Origin of the sequence: Halobaculum sp. P14 (genome assembly GCF_051195155.1) — an archaeon.
Classification (GTDB): Archaea; Halobacteriota; Halobacteria; order Halobacteriales; family Haloferacaceae; genus JBNTKA01.
Window position 1 is genome coordinate 800,531 of record NZ_JBNTKB010000001.1, and the last position, 18,237, is coordinate 818,767.

Sequence of the window (18,237 nt, forward strand, 5' to 3'; positions counted from 1 at the left end):
AGCGACGCGTAGCGTCGCGGCCGGCTCAGGCGTCGAACTCCGTGAGCTCCGACTCCTTCGCCGCCTCCTGGTCGAGGTCGTCCTCGTGGGCTGACCGGTAGGCGGCGCGGTACTTCTGAATCTTCCTGACGAGCAGCAGGCCGAAGAAGCCGTCGTAGACGACGACCCACAGGAAGAACGCGAGCAGCCCGCCGAACGTCGGGAGGCCGACGGCCTGCAGCACCATGTGGATGGCGCCGGAGGCGATGCCGACGGTGGAGTTGTACGTCGCGTGGATGAGCGCCGCGATGATGAGCCCCTTCAGCACGATGGGGCCGCGGTGCTCGGGGTTGAACTTCGCGAGCCCGAGGTAGTAGCCGGCGAACGCCGAGTAGATGACGTGGCCCGGGCCGGCGAGCGCCCGTGTCGCCGTGATGCCGGCGCCGGCGCCGATGAGTTCGAGTCCGAGGTCGAGTTCGCCGGCGCCGGTGCCGACGTTCCGGGAGATGTACAGCGCGTTCTCGATGAACGCGAAGCCGAGCCCCGCCATCGCGCCGTAGACGGCGCCGTCGAGCACCGAGTCGAACCCTTCGTCGCTGAACGCGTACAGCCGGACGGCGAGCAGCTTCACGGTCTCCTCGACCGGGCCGACGATGACGAAGAAGAACACGACCGACCCGAGGAAGCCGATGGGCGCGAAGTACGGCTTGAACGCCGAGTTGAGGATGGCGGCGAAGTTCGCGGTGAGCACGCCGAGCAGGAACGTCGCCACCAGCACGTGCAGCGGCTCGTTCGACGTGACGTCGGACCGGTAGACGTACGCGGCGAGCCCGAGCGCCGGAATCGCCGACAGCACCGTCAGCGTCCCGACGGCCGGGTCGGTGAGCGCCGCGAACCCGCCGATGCCGACGAGCAGCAGCGCCGCGACGCCGACGATGACGATCCGTCCCGACGCCCGCATCAGTCCGTACAGCGCCACCGCGAGGCCGTCGAGCGACGTCCGTTCCTCCCACGTCGCCACGTCGTACAGGTCCATCGACGACCCCGCCTGTTCCTCCACCGGGTCAGTCCGCTCCTTCGCAGTCATCCTGCTGGTTCGTCGGGCGCCCCCGACTTGGTTCTTGTCGCGGAACCGCGGCGTCGACGCGGCCGACCGCGCCCGGGTTCGGCGGCGCGTCACGCCGGCCGCCGAACGGCATCCTTGAAATGGCAGGCGGACGGACCGAACGGTATGCACTTCGACCCGCGCGAACAGGCCGCGCTCCGCGAGGTCGGTCTCGACACCGACGACCTGGAGGAGGCGTCGGCCGCAGTCGCCGACGCCGTGGACGAGGCGGCCGACGACCTAGCGGCGTTCTTCGACGGCGGCGGCACGTACTACTCGGACATGGAGACGGCGCACAGCAGCGGCGGCCCCCGCGAACACGACGTCGACCACGTCGACCTGTACACGCACGCGGCGGACCTCCGCGGCTACCTGAAGTTCGCGTCGTGGGGCGTCCCCGTCGAGGACGGCCGCGTCCTGACCGACGAGGTCGTGGAGTTGACGCTCGGGCCGACCATCGACGGCCGGGTGCGGTTCGCTCGCGACCCCGATGCGCTATGAACGCGCGGGTCCGCGGCATCTACGCGACCGCGCTCACCCGGCTGCTGCTCGACGACGGCCGCGACGTCGTGCAGGCGTCCCCGCCGATTCAGCGGCGCTTCGACGAGTCGCTCCCGGCAGCGAACCACGACGTCGCCGTCGACACCACAGCCGACCGGCAGGGCGTCGGGCTCACCGGGGAGCCGGCGGCCGTCGACGCGGTCCGCGACCGCCTCGTCGACGTCGCGGTCGACGCGATGGCGTGGGACGACCCGGCGCCCCGCGGCGCCGTGTTCGACGGCACCGTCACGGAGACGCTCGGCGGCGGCGCCGTCGTCGACCTCGGCGTGGAGTCGCCCGCCGGCGACGTGGAGGGCTACCTGCCGTTCGACGCCGCCGACGGCTACATCGGCGAGGACGACACGGTCCGCGTGCAGGTGCTCGACCCGGCGGCGCCGTGGGACGGGGACCGGCACGCCCTCAGCACCGAGGTGCGCGCGATGGCGGGGCTGGCGACGCTCGTCCCCGGCCGCGACGGCGTCCGCGTGTCCGGCGCCGACGACGCGGCGGCGCGCGAACTCGCCGGGATGACGGAGCTGCTCGACGTCGACGTCCCGGACGGCTGGGGCGTCGAGTGGAGCCGCGACGCCCGCGACGCGGACATGGACGCGCTCGGCGACGCGCTCGGCCGCGCCGCCGCGACCGCCCGCGACCTCGACCCGCTGCTCGACGAACCGGAGGGCGAGCCGGGGCTGCTCGCGTCGCCGTCGTCCGGCGCCTGGGTCTGGTTTGGCCGCACCGCCCGGTTCGCGCTCGACGACGTGCGCCGCGACGTCACGGCGACGATGCCGGGCCACCACCGGACGAAAGCCGCGTCGAACGCGGCCTCGGCCGGCGTCGACTTCGCGGAGGCGCTGTGCGAGTTCGGAGGTGACGACGGCGGCAGCGACGGCGGCGACGATGGCGACGCCGGCAGCGCTGACGCCGGCGGCGACGATGGCGACCGAGCCGACGATGGCGACGCGGACACCGACTTCCCGTTCGCCGTCGCCACGGACCAGTTCGGGCCGGTGGAGGGCGACACGGTCGAAATCGGCCACGGGAAGCCGACCGGGCGGCTCATCACGCTCGGCCGCGGAGAGGTGGTCGACCGCGGCGCCGACGGTACCGTCTCGGTCGAGCGGCAGATGACCGCCGGCGGCACGTACGACGCGCTCGACGCCCGGCGGGAGTCCGGCGACACCGCGCTCACGACGTTCCGCGAGGGCCGCTGGTGGTACCCGACGGTGTACCGCGACGCCGACGGCGACCGGAAAGGCACGTACGTGAACGTCTGCACGCCCGTCGAGGCGTTCCCGGACTCGCTGCGCTACGTCGACCTCTACGTCGACGTCGTGAAACACGGCGACGGCCGCGTCGAGCGCGTCGACGACGACGAACTCGACGACGCCGAAGCGCGCGGGCTCGTCTCGCCGGCGCTCGCGGAGAAGGCGCGGAGCGTCGCCGCCGCAATCGAAAAAGCGCTGTAGCGACGGGCGGGGAACGCGAACGACAGCGCCCGCGGCGGCGTCGACGGGGACGACGACGTCCGGTACGGCGTGTCGTCGACGGGGGCGTCGACGTCAACGTCGGCGGCGCGGCTCAGAAGTGGTCGGAGGACTCGTTGGAGTACTGGAGGTCGCCGCCGCGGCCGCCCTCGACGGTGCTCGACCCCATGTCGCCGGTGTCCGGCACTTTCACGTGGACGTCTTCGACTTCGTCGAAGTCCATGATGAGGTCGCGTCGGATGTTGTCGGCGGTGATGTTCGAGATGCCACAGCCCGAGCAGGTGCCGCCGAGTTCGACGACGACGACGCCCTCCTCCGGGTCGGCCTCGCGGACGACGCTGGTGCCGCCGTGCATCTGGATGATCGGCATCTGCCCGACCATCCACTTCTCGACGCGCTCTGCGAGGTCGCTCATTACCCGTGGTTGGAGCCCGACGGATTGAAAGCTTGTGGTTCCCCCCGTCGCGACGCGGCGCGAACCGAACTGTGTCACGGTTCCGCACGGGTCAGCGGCGGCGACGACGCAGCCACGCCCAGGCGCCGAGGCCGGCGACCGACCCGAGCGCGCCGAGCGCCCCGAATCCCGGCGACGTCGCGGCGGTCGACCCGGACGTGCCGGGCGGCTCGGTCCGCGGCTCGCCCGCCGGCGACGTTCCCGCCGGCGTGCCCGTCGCTGCCGGGGGCGGCGACGGTTCGGTGCCCGGTTCGGGCGTCGGCGGCGCGGTGAGCGCGTCCGGCGTGCCGCCCGTGCCGGCGGTGTCCGGGAACGTCCACAGCCCGGCGGACGCGCCGTCGGTCCCCATCGACGAGGCGACGAAGCAGTCGCCGTCGACGGCGGCGCGCGCCGTCCAGAACCGCGCGGCGTCCGGGTCGACCCACCACGACTCCTGCGTCGGCGCCGCGGGGTCGGAGACGTCGTGGCGCTTCACGCCGCCGTGGTACCACGACGAGTACAGCGTCCCGCCGCGCAGTTCGAAGTTGTGCGCGGTCGTCCAGACGCCGCCGTACGTCGCGTCGCGGCTCGCCGGCGGCGCGACGTGCGACAGGTGCCGCGGCGCGGCCGGGTCGGAGACGTCGTACAGGTCGATGCCGCCGGGGCCGCCGACGAGCGACCCGTCCCGGCGGACCGCCCACGACTCGACGCCGACGCCGAGCAGGTCGTCCGCCGGGTCGACCTCGGCGTAGTGGTGGTTGCCGGGCGGCGCGAACACCTCGTTCGCCGGCGGGTCGCGCAGTTCCGCGGGCGACTGCGCCGGGACGCGGCCGAGCAGCGACGGCGCCGACGGGGCGGAGACGTCGAGCAGGTACGTGCCGGCGTCCCAGTACGCGAGCGCGGCGACGCCGTCGCGGACGACGACGTCGTGGACGACGCGGAGCGCGGAGCGGACGTCCGCCCAGTCCTCGTCGTGGTCGGTGAGCGCCCACCGGCCGACGGCCGACAGGGACGCGACGTCGACGACGACGAGCGGATTCCCGGGGAGTCCGTTGCCGGTGAGGTAGAGGTGGCCGTCGACGAGGTCGCAGTTGTGAATCGGGAAGTCAGTGTCGTAGACGCCGCGCCGCTCCGGGTTCGCCGGGTCGGAGACGTCGACGACGACCGCGCCGCGCGGCCCCGGGGCGCCGGCGTGAGCCGGCCCGACGGCGACGAGCGTGTCCCCGTCCGCTTTCACGTCGTACACCTGCCGGAGCGGACCGTCGTCGCGCTCGGCGAGCAGGCCGCGGCGCTCCGCGAGCACGGTCGGCGCCGCCGGGTCCGAGACGTCGACGGTCGCGTAGCCGTCGGTGAGCGCCACGTACGCCGTGTCGCCGTCGGCGGAGACGACCGCCTCCTTCGCGCCGCGGAGCGGGAGTCGGCCGAGCGGCGCGAACGAGTCGGTGTCGGCGTCGCTGCGGGCGGAGCCGCGGCCGGTGAGAACGCCCGTTCCGACGACGCCGGCGGCGACCGCCGACGCGCCGGCGCGGAGGGCCTCGCGTCGCTGCATGGCCGGTGAACGGGCGGGACGCTGAAAGCCGTGACGACGCCAGTCAGTCGGCGCTGCGGATTCGGCTGCTGTCGCCGGTGCCGCCGGTGAGCGCCGAGGCGAGCGCGCCCTTCACGACGACGTCGTCGCCGAGAGAAGTGAGTTTGACGTCCGGGACGTTCGTGAACACGGTGTCGGTGAGCGTCTCCTGGACGCCGTCGACGACGAGTTCGGGGTTGTTGAGCGCGACGGCGCCGCCGACGAACACGACCAGCGGCGCGTACGCGTGCACGAGGTTCGTGATGCCGATGGCGTTCCACCGCTGGACGCGGTCGACGACGAGGTCCGCGAGCGGGTCGTCGCCGTGGGCGTCGAACACGTCGGCGGCGCCGAGGTCGTCGTCGAGCCGGAGCGCCGTCTCGACGTCGTGTTCGCGGTAGAGGTGGCGGGCGTACTCGGGGATGTTCTCGCCGGAGCAGTACGCCTCCCAGTGGCCGTCGCGGCCGCAGCCGCACGTCATCGCGCCGTCGTGGTCGACGATGTTGTGGCCGATTTCGCCGGCGTTGCCGTCCCAGCCGTCGAGGACGTGGCCGTCGACGCAGACGCCGGCGCCGATGCCGGACGAAATCGTGAGGTACACCATGTCGTCCGGGTTTCGGTCGCTGTTGAACCGTTCGCCGATGACGCCGGCGACGGTGTCGTTGTGCAGGTGGATGCGGTCGGTGCCGAGCAGCTCCGAGAGCGGCCCGGTTATCGGGACCTGCCCGACGTCCTCCGGGAGGTTCGCGGGGCCGTCGATGAGCCCCTTCGCGAGGTCGAGCGGACCGATGGAGGCGACGCCCGCAGCGACCGCGTCCGCCGGGTCGACGCCGGCGTCGGCGCAGGCGTCGCGGACGACGCCCAGTATCGCTTCGGTCACCGCGATTCCCGTCGGGCCTTGCGGCGTCGAGCGGCGCGCGCGGCCCAGAATACGGGCCCGCTCGTCCCCGACGACCGCACGGACGTTCGTCGCGCCGAGGTCGACGCCGACGTACGAAGCCATCACCTGTGGCTTGCCGCCGCGCTACTTACCGGTGCCGTTTCTCACCCGGAACCGAGTACCAATTCCGGGCCGAGCCGGGGCAGAAGCCGGGGACCGCGTCGGGGTTACTCGCGGACGAACGTCACCGGGCACGGCGACGACAGCATGATGCGCTGGGCGGCGGAACCGAACACCGCTTTCCCGGTCGGCGAGCGCTTCCGGCCGCCGACGATGACGCGGTCGGCGCCGACCCGCTCGGCCAGCCCGGAGATCGCCTCGCCGGCCGACCCGACGACGCCGGACACCTCGTAGTCGACGCCGGCGTCGTCGAGCGCGCGCGACGCCCGCCGGACGGACTCCAGCCGCCGCGCCACGTCCGTCGGCGAGCCGTCCGCGAGGTCGAGCCGGTCGAGCGCGTCGTCGACGTCGCCCTGGGTCTCGAAGGCGTGCCCGACGACGACGTCCGAGTCCGTCTCCTCGGCGAGTTCGATTGCGACTTCCATCAGCCGGTTCACCCGGGCCTCGTCGTCGCGGCCGACCGCGACGAGGATTGTGTCGATGGCCATGCGAGCACGGTTTACTCGCAGCCGCAAAAGTATGCTGCCGGTCCTCCTCCTCGGCCGCACCGAACCGGGCCGGCAGCGCGGCCCGGTGGACGGCGACGGCGTCGGCCGCGGCGCCGAGTCGGCCGCCGGCGAGAGCCACCGTTATGCGGGCGGAGCGCGACCGACGCGGCATGGACACGGACCTCTCCGGCCGCGTGGCGCTCGTCACCGGCAGCGCGTCCGGCGTCGGCCGCGGCTTCGCGCTCGCCTGCGCGGACCACGGCGCCGACGTCGCGGTCCACTACCGCAGCAGCGACGCCGAAGCCGCCGCGACCGCCGCGGACGTCCGCGACCGCGGCGTCGACGCCGCGACGGTGCAGGGCGACGTCACCGACCCGGGCAGCGTCGACGCGCTGTTCGACTCTGTGGAGGCCGAACTCGGCGCGGTCGACGTGCTCGTCAACAACGTCGGCGCGTTCGCCCCCCAGCACTGGGCCGACATCGACTTCGAGACGTGGCAGACCGTGCTGCACACCAACGTCAACGGGACGTACCTCTGCTCGAAGCGCGCGCTCCCGGCGATGCGCGAGCAGGGCTGGGGCCGCATCGTCAACGTCGGCTACGCCGGCAGCGAGCAGGCGCTCGTCCACCCGAAGAACACGCCGTACTTCATCGCGAAGACCGGCGTCCTGATGTTCACGCGGATGCTCGCTGCCGACACGCAAGACGACGGCGTCACCGTCAACGCCGTCTCGCCGTACGTCGTCGACACCTCCGACGCCTTCCCGGACGCCGCGCCGCGCGGCCGCTGGGCCACCGTCGACGACCTCGCCGCCGCGCTGCTGTTCTTCCTCAGCGACGACGCGGAGTACGTCTCCGGCGAGAACATCGAAGTCGACGGCGGCTTCCTCCCCGAGAAACTGTAGCCGGCGGCCGAGTCCGTCAGCGCAGAACCGCGGCCCGGCTCAGTAGTCAGGCGCTTCGTCTTCGACCTGCCGCTTCAGCGAGTCGCGCCGCGACTTCGCGTCCCGGCCCGTCGCGTCGAGCAGGAACTGATTCTTCGCGTCCACCGCGTCGGCGGCGGCGTCGGCGTTCCCCTCGGCGATGACGTCCTCGGCGGGCCGCTCTTCGAAGTGGACCGCGAGCTTGTCTTTCTTCCCCGAGTACTCGGCGGCGCCGGCGACGATGCGTTCGAACACCGGGTTGTCCGGGTCCTCGACGACGTACAGCTCGTGGCCGTCGAACTCCTCGGTCCCCGACACCGGGCCGAACCGCTCTTCGATCTCCGCTTTCAGGTCCGGCATCCGGTCTTCGAGGTGCTCACCTCGGCGCATCTTGTACTCCTTCATGGCCGGGCGTTTGGCAGGGGGCGGTATACCAGTTTCGTCAGACGCCACGCTCGTGGCCCGCTGACACGGACGCCGGCGTTACTCCGCGAGCGACCCGTCGTCGGCGTACGGCCAGTCGCCCGTGATTTTCATGCCTTCGGCGAGGTCTTGCGCCTCGACCGCGGCGGCGACGTCGGCGGGGTCCTGCCGGGCGACGTCGGTGTCGGCGTCCGCGAGGTCGGCGACGAGCGCGGCGAGCAGCACGGCCTGTTCGCGGAGGTTCCGCACCTCCAGTTTGTCGAAGGTGTCGGCGAAGGTGTGCCCCCAGCCGCGGCCGCGGCCCTCGGTCTTCCCGGACACCATGTAGCCGGGGACGCCGGCCTGCACGAACGGCCAGTGGTCGCTGTGCGGGTTCTGCTCCGGGATGCACTCGACGGGGTGCGAAAAGCGGTCCGCGACGCGCTCGGCCGCCGCGGTCAGGTCGTCGAAGCCGTGCGTGTGGAGTTTCAGCGTCCGGCCGAAGACGTTCGAGTCGACGTTCACGACCGCCTCGACGGCGTCGCGGTCGGTGCGGTCCGCCTCGACCGAGGAGCCGACGAGCCCGACCTCCTCGGCGCCGAACGCGACGAACCGGACGCGGGTGTCGAGCGCGTCCTCGTTCGCCGCGAGCGCCGCGGCGACCTCGACGATGGAGGCGGTGCCGGCGCCGTTGTCCATGGCTCCCTCCGCGACGTCGTGGGCGTCGGCGTGGGAGGTCACCAACAGCTCCTCGTCGGTGTCGGGGCCGAGTTCGGCCATCGCGTTCCCGCTCGTCGCCTCCGGCGTCTCGCAGTCGACCGACACCGTGACTTCGTCGCCGGCGACGCGGCGGTTCAGCCGCGCGCCGACCTCCGCGGAGACGCCGACCGCCGGGACGTCGCCGATGGGCGAGTCCGCGGTGCCGACGGAGCCGGTCGGCGGCAGGCAGCCCTCGACGTGGTTCCGGAAGACGAACGCGGCGGCGCCGTGCTCGACGGCGTAGTAGTACTTCTCGCGCCGGTGGATGAACCGCTCGTAGTGGTCCGGCACCGTCGAAGACACCATCACGACCGCGCCCTCGACGTCGGCCGCCTCGAAGTCCTCGGGCAGCCCGTAGCCGAGGTCGACGAACTCGCCGGCGGCGTCGCCGGCCGGCGACCGCGGGAGCGCGATGCAGTCTTGCGCGCCGGCGTCGGTGCCGATTTCGGCGTCGCCGCGCTCCCACCCCTGCAGGTCGAACTCCTCGACGCGGGCGTCCCGGCAGCCGGCGTCCGCGAGCGCGTCCCGCGTCGCCTCCAGCGCCTCGCGTTCGCCGGGCTGGCCGGCCATCCGGTTGCCGATGTCGACGAGCGACTCCAGGTGGTCCCAGCCGGTGTCGCTCGTGAACGTCTCGCCGATCCACTCCGTCCGCGTCGAGAGGTCAGTCATCGTCCCGCGTCTCGGTCGCCCGGCGCGCCGGAAAGAGGTTCGGGAGCCGGCGGTTCGGGTAGCGAGCCGCTGGCGTCCGCTGTCAGTAGCTGACCTGCGCGAACTCGTAGGCGTACACCCAGTTCAGCAGGACGTACGTCACGACGCCGAGCGTCAGCGAGACGATCCAGGTGGCGGCGGCGACGCGGCCGACGCGGGCGTGCGGCGTCTCCATGCGGAGTTCGGCGGGCGTGTGCGTCCAGCCGAGCACGACCGCGTACAGCACCACCGGGACCGTGAGCACCGAGAGGAGGATGTGTATCGCCAGCATCGCGAAGTAGACGAGTTCGACGGCGCCGGCGTACTGGCCGAGGAACATCGACTCGCGGATGACGATGTGTTTCTCGCCGGGGCCGCCGCCGATCTTCACGAGGTACATGACGAGGAACACCATGATGAGCCCGAACGCCGTCGACATCGCCGCGGCGTGCTTTTGCACTTCCCGCTCCCGAATCCACCGCCACCCGAGCACCAGCAGCACCGTCGTGACCGAGTTGACGGCGGCGATGGCGTGGCTGAGCAGGTTCACCTGCGCCTCCGTGAGCGACGGGAACACCGAAGCGGGGACGACGCCCGCGAACGTCCCGACGACGAGTCCGTACCCGACGACGGACAGCACCGCGACGGCGGCGCGCGGATGCGCCTTCACGACGCCCCCCTCCCCGTCAGCGTCGGCTGAAGCCATACGCGAAGGTTTCGACCGGGCGGGCTTCCCTCTTCGGGTTCGCGTCGCTCCCGGCGGCCGGCCGGTCAGATGACGCCGGTGAACGACGCGACTTCTCGGGCGGCGGCCTCACTGACGCCGTCACCGAGAATCGTGTAGCGGTCACGGATGGTGTGGGCGGTCGTGAGCGCCTCGATGACGGTGTCGGCGTCGATGCCGAGGTCGGCGGCGGACGTCGGCGCGTCGAGGTGTTCGAGCGCGTCGCGGATGGCGCGCCACTCGCCGTTCGCGCCGGTGTGGAGGTACTCGGTCATGATGGCGCCGACGCCGACCTGGTGGCCGTGCAGCGCCGGGTCGTCGGCGACTCGGTCGAGCTGGTGGCTGAACAGGTGCTCCGCGCCGGAGGCCGGCCGGGACGACCCGGCGATGGACATCGCGACGCCCGAGGAGACGAGCGCCTTCGAGACGACCCAGGCGGACTCCTCCAGGCCGGGCTTGATGGAGTCGGCGTCGTCGACGAGCAGCTCCGCGGTCATCTCGGCGAGCGCCGCGGCGTACTCGCTGTACTCGACGTTCTTCAGCCGGTTCGCGAGCCGCCAGTCTTTCACGGCGGTGTAGTTGGAGATGATGTCGGCGCAGCCGGCGGTCGTCAGCTCCCACGGCGCGTCCGCCATCAGTTCCGTGTCGGCGATGACGGCGAGCGGCGGGTCCGCGGCGACGGAGTGGCGCGTGTCGCCCTCCGGAATCGACGACCGGCCGGACACGATGCCGTCGTGGCTCGCCGCGGTCGGAACCGAGACGAAGCCGACGCCGAGTTCGTCCGCCGCCATCTTCGCGATGTCGATGGGCTTCCCGCCGCCGAGCGCGACCAGGTACGTCGCCTCGGCGTCCTCGGCCGCCTCGACGACCCGCGCGACCGCCTCGAAACTCGCCGCGTCGACGGTCGTCATCGCGGCGTCGTCGAACTGGTCGCGGACGCGCTCGCCCGCGATGGCCGACGGCGTCTCGCTCGTCACGACGAGCGGCCGACCGGCGAGCGACAGCTCCGCGACGGCGTCGCCGACCCGGTCGACGACGCCGTGCCCGACGAGGACGTTCCGTGGCAGCTTGATCCACGTCGTTTTCCCGAACATGTCCCCGGCGACACGGCCGGACGTGAAAGGGTTTCCCGTGTCGGCCGCGGTGCGCAGCCGACCCGCTAGGCGGTTCCCCATTTCGCGTCATCCGTCCGAGCGCAGTCAGTCGACGCGGGCGACGAACGTTCAAAAGTGATGACGAGGCCAGACCGCGCGTGAACTGAGTGTCGCTCCGGCGCGTCCGCGGCTGTGCGGCCACGCGCGTCGGTTCGGGTCCGGGCCGCCTGTTCGCCCTCAGCCAGCCAGCGGAGCCAGCGTCCCGACGGCGTCCGCGATGAACGCGACGCCGAACCCGCCGAGCACGAGCGCTGACACGGCGGCGACCGCCGGCGCGAGCGCCTCCACGCGCCGCCGAGCGAACACCAGCGCGGCCGGGAAGCCGGTGACCCACAGGCCGATGCCGGCGAAGAACCCGACGATGAGCGCCGGGCTTCCGGTCTCGACGACGAACGCGCCGGCGAACCGCGAGACGCCCGCCTCGGCGAACACGTCGACGCTCCCGGGTTCGAGCAGCCCGATGCCGACGGTGAGCCAGAACAGGATCTGGTAGGGGTTCGCGAGCGCCAGCACGAACGCCTTCCGGAACCCGGCGGACTCCTCGTCGACGTCGACCGCGGCGTCGACGCCGAGGAACGTCCCGCGGACCTCGCGGGCGGCGCCGTAGGCGTAGTACAGCATCAAGAGGCCGCCGACGCCGACCATGAGCGCCCGCAGCAGCGGCGCGCGCTCGACGACGCTGACGACGCCGACGAACGCGAGGACGAAGAACGTCGCGTCGGCCGTCGCGGCGCCCAGGCCGGCGCGTGCGCCCGCTGCCCAGCCGCGGACGACGCTCTCCTCTGCGATGACCGCGTTCATCGGTCCCGGCGGCGCCGCGAGCGCCAGCCCGAACACGACGCCGGCGGCGAGCGAGAGGAGGAGCGTTGGCACGACCGACCGGAAGCCGTCGGCGGACTTAAACTACGCCATCCAGCCGACCGCCGGGGTCCCGAGCGACCGGTTCGCCGGGCGGCGCTACAGCAGCGTCGTCACGGTCTGCGTGACGGCGCCGACGACCGTCTCCCACACGGAGAACCCGGTCAGGACGGACAGCACCGTGTCCGCACCGAAGAACGCGAACAGCGCCGCGCCGGCGAAGTGCGCCTTCCGGACATCGAACCGGTGGCTGAACCGGTGGAAGAGGTATGCGTTCGCGAGGCTCATCGGGAGAATCGCCGCCATCTCGCCGACCCAGATAGCGGAGCTCGCGCCGTACTGCGCGGCGAGCCCGATGGTGACGAGCTGCGTCTTGTCGCCGAACTCGCCGGCGGCCATCATCGAGAAGATGGAGAGGAAGCTCCCGAACTTCCCGGTGAACTCGTGGCCGAGCACGGTCGCCTCGCCGCCGATGCCGCCGAGGATGGCGCTCCCGCCGTCGGTCTCGGCAGCGTGCGGCTCCGCGTCGCGTGCGGGCGCCGACCGGAGCAGCAGCACCGCGAACAGCAGGAACATCCCGGCGGTAAACACGTCGAGCAGGAGCCGGGAGAGCACGCGCTGCAGGGCGGCGCCGAACGCGATTTCGAGCGCCGTCCACCCCGCGAACGCCGAGCCCGCGGCGGCGACCACTATCGCCGGCCGGTACTTCGTCGACAGTCCGGAGATGATGAACTGCACCTTCTCGCCGGGCAGCACCGCGAGCTGCGTCACCGCCGCGACGGCGACGAGTTCCCAGTAGCCGATCACGAGTCGGTCACCCGTTCAGCGTCGGCGTCGGTCGTGGCTGGGTCGACGGCGCGGACCTGGACGGACGACGCCACCGACTCCGGGAGGCTCTGGTCGTCTCCGTCGGCTTCGACGGTCACCATCCCGAACGGCGCGACGTCGACGACGACGACCTCGGTTCCGGGGGTGATGCCGGCGCGCGAGAGGTACTCCAGTTCCTCGTCGTCGCGGTCGCTGACCCGGGTGATGCGGACGCGGTCGCCGACGTCGGCGTCGACGAGCGGCCGCGTCCCGTCGTCGCCCGGCGGTTCGAGGTCGGCGCTCGGAATCGGGTCGCCGTGCGGGTCGACCGTCGGGTCACCGAGGAGTTCGGCGACTCGGCGCTCGAACTCCTCGCTGATGTGGTGTTCGAGCGCGTCCGCCTCCGCGTGGACTTCGCTCCACGAGTAGTCGAGGTGCTCGGCGAGGTACGCTTCGAGGAGCCGGTGATGCCGGAGTACCTCCAGTGCGACCGTCCGGCCCTCCTCGGTCAGTTCGACGCCCCGGTACTTCTCGCGCTCGACGAACCCGCGGTCTTCGAGCGTCTCGACCATGCTGGTCACGGTCGGCGCCGTCTTCCCGACGCGCTCGGCGATGGCGGACGTGGAGACGGGCGGCCCCTCGTCCGTCTGGAGGACGTAGATAGCCTTGAGGTAGTCCTCCATGACGTCGCTCAACATCATCTTGCGAAGAATTAGATTCGTCTAATGCTTATAGTTGTCGGGTCGAATAGGAAGCAGCTGGTCCCGGTCCTCAATCGCGAACCCTCGTTCCGGGCATCGGTCGACGCTGTCCAGTCACCGGTCGACGCTGTCTGGTCGACAGCGACGCTGTCCGGCCACCGGTCGACGCTGTCTGGTCGACAGCGACGCTGTCCGGTCACCGGTCGACGCCGCCCTGCTCAGATTCCTTTGCCCATCAGGTGGCTGCGGAGGACGTCCGGCGTCTTCACGCCGTCGTCGGGGTTGACGACCACGACGTCGTCGTCGCCGTCGAGGTCGCCCTCGTCGGCCAGCGTCCACGCCGCCGCGAGCGCGACGCCGCCGGCGCCGCCGACCTCCAGCACCGACGTCTGGGCGGCCGTGACGGCGCTCTCCAGCGCGTCCGAGTCCGACACCGTGACGGCCGCCGCGTCGACGTCGCGGAGCGCGTCGAGGGCGACGTCGCCGCCGGCGGGGGCGTCGATCTCCAGTTCGCCGATTATCGTGTCCGGGTTGCTCCACCGCTCGACCGCGTCGGCGTCGCGTCGGAGCGCCGCGGCAATCGGCGCGCAGCCCTCCGTCTGCGCGACGTAGACGGCGGGGAGTTCGTCTGCGACGCCGAGCGCGACGAGGTCACGGAACCCCCGGACGACGCCGACGACGAGTTCGCCGGTGCTCGCCGGGAGCACCACGGCGTCCGGGACGCCGGCATCCTCGAACAGTTCGTACGACACGGTCTTCGCGCCGTCGTGGCGGTACGGCGTCGTGAACTCTTGCAGCGAGTAGTAGTCGGCTTCGAGCTGGTCGTCGACCGCGGCGGCGGCGTCCGCGTACCGGCCGCCGACGACGCGCATCTCGCCGCCGTGGACGTTCACCATCGCCTTGTTCGAGAAGGCGGTTCGGCTCGGCACGAACGCGTAACTCCGCAGGTCGACGCGGCCCGTGTACGCCGCCGCGGACTGCCCGGCGTTGCCGGCGGCGGCGAGCGCGACCGGTTCCACGTCGGCGGCCGCCGCGGCGGCCACGGCGACGCTCATTCCCCGGTCGATGAACGTTCCGGTCGGATTCCGCCCTTCGTCCTTGACGCGGAGCGAGCCGACGCCGAGTTCGTCGGCGAGCCGCTCGGTTTCCACGAGCGGCGTGTCGCCCTCGCTCGCCGTCGGTGCATCCGCGGCCGGGAACGGAAGCAGCGACTCGAACCGCCAGTGGCCCGGGGCGTCAGCGTTCCCGAAGGCGTCGGCGTCGACGGCGGCGTAGTCGTACATCGGTGTCAGCGGCGCGTCGCAGTCGGGGCAGCGGCCGTGCTCGTCGGCGTCGTACGACTCGCCGCAACCGGTGCAGGCGAGCCCGTCGAACGCCTCGGTCGTCTTCATGCCGCCGGATTCGGACCGGCCGCGCAAGGATGTAGTGGTTCGCGTCCGCGGCTGCGAGCGCCACGAGATATCCGTTCTGATAACTCGTCGGGAACGGTTAAGCGGCGGACCGTGGAGGTCGACGCCGTGCAACGGCGGGAAGTCCTGGGGCGTCTCGGAGCCGCCGCGGCGACGGCCGCCCTCGCCGGTACTGCGGGCTGTCTCAGCGACCCCGGCGAGTACGACGGGGAGCCGTGCGGCGGCGGACCGGTGACGCTCGCCGAAATCGCCGCCGAGCCGACGGCGTACACCACTATCGGAAGCCGCGTCACCGTCACCGCGAGCGTCGCGGCGATGCCCGACGCGTCGACCATCGTGCTCGAAGACCCGACCGGCCGCGCGTACGGAACCCCCTACCGGTCGGTCCGGTTCGGGACCAGCATCCGCGTCGGCACCTGCGTCAACGCCGTGGTGAAAGCCGGCATCACCGACGAGGGCGAGGCGAGCGGCACCGTCCTCGACGTGTTCTCCGTCACGAAAACGTCGCCCGACACCGCCGCCGAGTAGGCGGCACGCGGCCGCCTCACAGCATCGCTCGGAACTCGCCGAGCGGCGGGAACGACAGCGAGTCGTCGCCGTCGAAGACGATTGGGCGGAGCGCGTCGGCGTCGCGGACCAGCGGCGACAGGAACTCGTCGGTCCGCATCCCGCTCACGTCGACGCCGGCGGCGACGCGGCTGAACGCCGGCAGCACCAAGACCGGAGTGCCGTCGCCGTCGACCCCCGGCTGGTACAGCGCGCAGGGGCGTCGCTGGCCCTCGATGGGAATCGTCGGGTGGTCGTGGCCGACGACGTACAGGTCCGCGCGTTCGCCCGGCGGCGGCGACTCGTGGCCGTGCCTGACGACGATTCGCCGGTCCCGGCCGGCGAGCGCGTGCGCGTCGTGGACCGGGCCGTCCCACGCCGAGTCGAGTACGGTGTCGTGGTTGCCGCGGACGGCGACCGGCGTCGCGCCCGCGTCGCGGCACGCCTCGGCCAGCGACCCGAGCGCCCGCTCCGCCCGCGCCGACGCCCGGTCGAACTCGTGGAGCAGGTCTCCGGCGAACACCGCGGTCGACGGCGAGAACCGGTCGAGGAGCGCTCCGAGGCGGTCGGCGAGTTCGTCGGCTTCGCCGAGCGGCGCGTCGACGTCCGACGCCTCCGCGCGGCCGACGTGGAGGTCCGCGAGCACGAGCGCGTCGGCGTCGCGGAGGTACACCGCCCGGTCCCGGAACGCGGCCTGAAGCACGTCTCGGTGGTCGCGCCGCGCGGAGAAGCCACTGTCGGACACGAACGGACGGCCGCCGAAGCGACACGGGCTTACCGGCGCGGCCGCACACGTCGGACATGGAGACGACCGACGCCGACCGGTACCGGGTGCTCCGCGTCGACGACGACGCCGTCGTCCTCGTCGACCTCTCGCCCGCGGACGACCCGGTCGACGCCTACGAACCGGTTCGCGTCGCCGCCGGGGACGCCGACGACGAACTCGAACCGGGGAACGTCGTGGAGGCGGCACTCGACTGGTCGGGCGACGACCCGCGGTTCGCGTCGCTGAACGTCGTCCGGCGCTCGCGCTACTGGTTCGCCGACGGCGTCGAGAACATGTTCGAGGCGGCGACGGACGCCTGGTCGGACGCCCGCGCCGCCGGCGACGCGATGACGTCGCGCGTCACGCACAACACCGACGGCGAACCGAACGGCGCGCTGTACGTCTTCGCCGACCCGGGCGGAGAGCCGGAGTCGCCGGTGCGGCGCGCCGCAGGCCCGAGCGGCGGCGGGCGCGACCTCTACACGGAGTTCCGCGACGGCACCACACCCATCGACCCGCTCGTGGAGCGCGTCAACGACGCCGACGAGTCGGCGTCCGAGTCGCCGCCGCGCGACGTGTTCGTCCTGCGGCCCGCGTCCGGGCCGTTCGTCGTGGTCTACGTCGCCTTCGAGCAGGACGGACTGCTGTCGCGGACGGTTCGCGACACCTACTTCTGAGCGCCGCGGTCGGTAACGCCCCACCCGCTGGGCCCGCCTCCCTCGCGTTCGCCTTCCCCGCCGCGTTCGCCCGGTGCGCCGGGCCGGGCCAGCCAGTCGGCGAGCGTGGCTCGGTCGCCGGTGTCGCCGGTCGCGATGTAGCGCGACGCCGCGACGTTCGCGAGTTCGCACGCCTCCCGCCAGCCCCAGCCGGCGGTGAGCGCGTACGCGAGCGCGCCGCCGAACCGGTCGCCGCCGCCGGTTTCCCGCGCACGCGACGCCAGGTCCCTGTTCTCGACCGTCAGCTGCCCGTCCGGCGAGGCGGCGACCGCGACGTCCGGCGCGTGTAACACGACCGCCTCGCAGCCGAGCACCTCGCGGAGCCGACGCACGTGCCACTCGTCGCTCGCGTCGCCGCCCGCGTCGCCGCCGCCGTAGTTCAGCAGCGCCCCCATGTACGCGCGGACCTCGGCACGGTTCGCGGTGAGCACGAGCCGGTAGTCCGAGTCGCTGACCGCGCGGAACGCGTCGCGGAACGCCGCGAACGCCTCGGCGTCACTGCCGACGACGTCGCCGGCGTCGACCAGGAACAGCGGCTCCCCGTCCGGGTCGGTGACGTCGACGAACCGCTCGACGGCGTCGGTCGTGTTCGGCACCGACACCCAGTTCAGCCAGCACACCGCGTCCGCGTCGGCGACGCCGCCGAGGTCGCCGGCGGCCGCGCGGAGGTCGTTGAGCCCCCAGTCGCGGAGGTCGCCGGACTCGTCGGCCAGCATCAGGTCGCCGTCGGCGAACCGGCAGACGTCGACGCGGGCCGCCCGCCCCATCGACGTCGCGTCGAACGGCAACGCCGGGACGCCGTCGAGGTGGCCGTACACCGACACGTCGGCTCCGAGCCGGTGCGCCTGCCAGCCGAGATTCACGGCCTGTCCGCCCGGCGCCTCCTCGTACGGCTCCAGCCGGAGCGACTTCCGCTTCCCGCGGGTGAGCTCGACGCCGAGCCGCGCCCGCGTCGCGATGCGTGTCCCGGCGCCCGCGTGAGCCGCACAGAACCGGTCGAGCGACCCGTCCGGCAGCGCCACGATTCGCGGCGACGCCGCCGAATCGTCCCGGAGCCGTTCGACCGGCGAGGGTCCGTCGCGGCTCACGACCGCCTCGCGTCGGCGGTCACCGGCTCCCGGGCTCC

The 18,237-nt window shown here is 72.5% G+C and carries 20 protein-coding genes; 5 read left to right on the forward strand and 15 right to left on the reverse strand.

The features are described from left to right. Positions 1–25: 25 nt before the first annotated feature. Entirely contained in the window at positions 26–1,066 is a 1,041-nt protein-coding gene (locus ACQUS7_RS04090; protein WP_435127456.1) for a PrsW family intramembrane metalloprotease, read from the reverse strand. Positions 1,067–1,210: 144 nt separating this feature from the next. Between ACQUS7_RS04090 and ACQUS7_RS04095 the strand changes: the two genes are divergently transcribed. Together ACQUS7_RS04095 and ACQUS7_RS04100 are read left to right on the forward strand one after the other, a co-directional pair. Then, on the forward strand, positions 1,211–1,585 hold the full coding sequence (locus tag ACQUS7_RS04095) for a DUF7532 family protein (protein ID WP_435127454.1): 375 nt from the start codon (positions 1,211–1,213) through the stop codon (positions 1,583–1,585). Next, positions 1,582–3,093: a DUF402 domain-containing protein gene (locus ACQUS7_RS04100; RefSeq protein ID WP_435127452.1), complete on the forward strand. Its 1,512-nt coding sequence runs from the start codon at positions 1,582–1,584 to the stop codon at positions 3,091–3,093. Before ACQUS7_RS04095 ends, ACQUS7_RS04100 begins: the two co-directional genes overlap by 4 nt. Before the next feature lie 112 nt (positions 3,094–3,205). Here the strand turns inward: ACQUS7_RS04100 and ACQUS7_RS04105 are convergent, their stop codons facing one another. From ACQUS7_RS04105 to ACQUS7_RS04120, 4 genes are all read right to left on the reverse strand, one after another. Further along, entirely contained in the window at positions 3,206–3,526 is a 321-nt protein-coding gene (locus ACQUS7_RS04105; protein WP_435127450.1) for a NifU family protein, read from the reverse strand. Positions 3,527–3,617: 91 nt separating this feature from the next. After that, complete coding sequence (locus tag ACQUS7_RS04110) at positions 3,618–5,093, reverse strand: LVIVD repeat-containing protein (protein ID WP_435144877.1); 1,476 nt, start codon at positions 5,091–5,093, stop codon at positions 3,618–3,620. Positions 5,094–5,136: 43 nt separating this feature from the next. Beyond that, entirely contained in the window at positions 5,137–6,114 is a 978-nt protein-coding gene (locus tag ACQUS7_RS04115) for an ROK family protein (protein ID WP_435144880.1), read from the reverse strand. Positions 6,115–6,218: 104 nt separating this feature from the next. Further along, positions 6,219–6,659, reverse strand: a complete 441-nt coding sequence (locus tag ACQUS7_RS04120) for a universal stress protein (RefSeq protein ID WP_435127444.1) — start codon at positions 6,657–6,659, stop codon at positions 6,219–6,221. Positions 6,660–6,829: 170 nt separating this feature from the next. Here ACQUS7_RS04120 and ACQUS7_RS04125 point away from each other — a divergent pair, with 170 nt between their 5' ends. Next, positions 6,830–7,564 (forward strand): SDR family NAD(P)-dependent oxidoreductase, encoded by a 735-nt coding sequence (locus ACQUS7_RS04125; RefSeq protein WP_435144884.1) that lies wholly within the window; start codon positions 6,830–6,832, stop codon positions 7,562–7,564. Between the two features lie 39 nt (positions 7,565–7,603). On the opposite strand, the gene ACQUS7_RS04130 is transcribed toward ACQUS7_RS04125, so the two are convergent. The 8 genes from ACQUS7_RS04130 to ACQUS7_RS04165 form a co-directional block, all read right to left on the reverse strand. Then, positions 7,604–7,987: a DUF5611 family protein gene (locus ACQUS7_RS04130; RefSeq protein ID WP_435144887.1), complete on the reverse strand. Its 384-nt coding sequence runs from the start codon at positions 7,985–7,987 to the stop codon at positions 7,604–7,606. A 78-nt stretch (positions 7,988–8,065) separates the two neighbouring features. Next, positions 8,066–9,412: a M28 family peptidase gene (locus ACQUS7_RS04135; protein ID WP_435144889.1), complete on the reverse strand. Its 1,347-nt coding sequence runs from the start codon at positions 9,410–9,412 to the stop codon at positions 8,066–8,068. A gap of 82 nt (positions 9,413–9,494) precedes the next feature. Beyond that, complete coding sequence (locus ACQUS7_RS04140) at positions 9,495–10,136, reverse strand: DUF420 domain-containing protein (protein WP_435144891.1); 642 nt, start codon at positions 10,134–10,136, stop codon at positions 9,495–9,497. 65 nt (positions 10,137–10,201) lie between these two features. After that, complete coding sequence (locus ACQUS7_RS04145) at positions 10,202–11,248, reverse strand: NAD(P)-dependent glycerol-1-phosphate dehydrogenase (protein WP_435144893.1); 1,047 nt, start codon at positions 11,246–11,248, stop codon at positions 10,202–10,204. Between the two features lie 237 nt (positions 11,249–11,485). Then, positions 11,486–12,145 (reverse strand): LysE family transporter, encoded by a 660-nt coding sequence (locus ACQUS7_RS04150; protein ID WP_435128160.1) that lies wholly within the window; start codon positions 12,143–12,145, stop codon positions 11,486–11,488. 120 nt (positions 12,146–12,265) lie between these two features. Then, the gene (locus ACQUS7_RS04155; RefSeq protein WP_435144895.1) at positions 12,266–12,973 is read right to left on the reverse strand and encodes a TMEM165/GDT1 family protein; all 708 of its coding nucleotides are present in this window, start codon (positions 12,971–12,973) and stop codon (positions 12,266–12,268) included. Further along, entirely contained in the window at positions 12,970–13,671 is a 702-nt protein-coding gene (locus ACQUS7_RS04160) for a metal-dependent transcriptional regulator (RefSeq protein ID WP_435127431.1), read from the reverse strand. The genes ACQUS7_RS04155 and ACQUS7_RS04160 overlap by 4 nt, the downstream gene beginning before the upstream one ends. A 221-nt stretch (positions 13,672–13,892) precedes the next feature. Next, positions 13,893–15,065 (reverse strand): pyridoxal-phosphate dependent enzyme, encoded by a 1,173-nt coding sequence (locus ACQUS7_RS04165; protein ID WP_435144898.1) that lies wholly within the window; start codon positions 15,063–15,065, stop codon positions 13,893–13,895. A gap of 126 nt (positions 15,066–15,191) precedes the next feature. On the opposite strand from ACQUS7_RS04165, the gene ACQUS7_RS04170 reads away from it, so the two are divergent. Beyond that, positions 15,192–15,611: a hypothetical protein gene (locus tag ACQUS7_RS04170; protein WP_435144900.1), complete on the forward strand. Its 420-nt coding sequence runs from the start codon at positions 15,192–15,194 to the stop codon at positions 15,609–15,611. A 16-nt stretch (positions 15,612–15,627) separates the two neighbouring features. Here the strand turns inward: ACQUS7_RS04170 and ACQUS7_RS04175 are convergent, their stop codons facing one another. Beyond that, positions 15,628–16,332 (reverse strand): metallophosphoesterase, encoded by a 705-nt coding sequence (locus ACQUS7_RS04175; protein ID WP_435145248.1) that lies wholly within the window; start codon positions 16,330–16,332, stop codon positions 15,628–15,630. Between the two features lie 98 nt (positions 16,333–16,430). Here ACQUS7_RS04175 and ACQUS7_RS04180 point away from each other — a divergent pair, with 98 nt between their 5' ends. Continuing rightward, complete coding sequence (locus tag ACQUS7_RS04180; protein WP_435144902.1) at positions 16,431–17,072, forward strand: DUF6663 family protein; 642 nt, start codon at positions 16,431–16,433, stop codon at positions 17,070–17,072. Here ACQUS7_RS04180 and ACQUS7_RS04185 read toward each other — a convergent pair. Then, positions 17,063–18,199 (reverse strand): hypothetical protein, encoded by a 1,137-nt coding sequence (locus tag ACQUS7_RS04185; RefSeq protein ID WP_435144904.1) that lies wholly within the window; start codon positions 18,197–18,199, stop codon positions 17,063–17,065. The two genes, ACQUS7_RS04180 and ACQUS7_RS04185, sit on opposite strands and share 10 nt — an antisense overlap. Positions 18,200–18,237 lie beyond the last annotated feature (38 nt).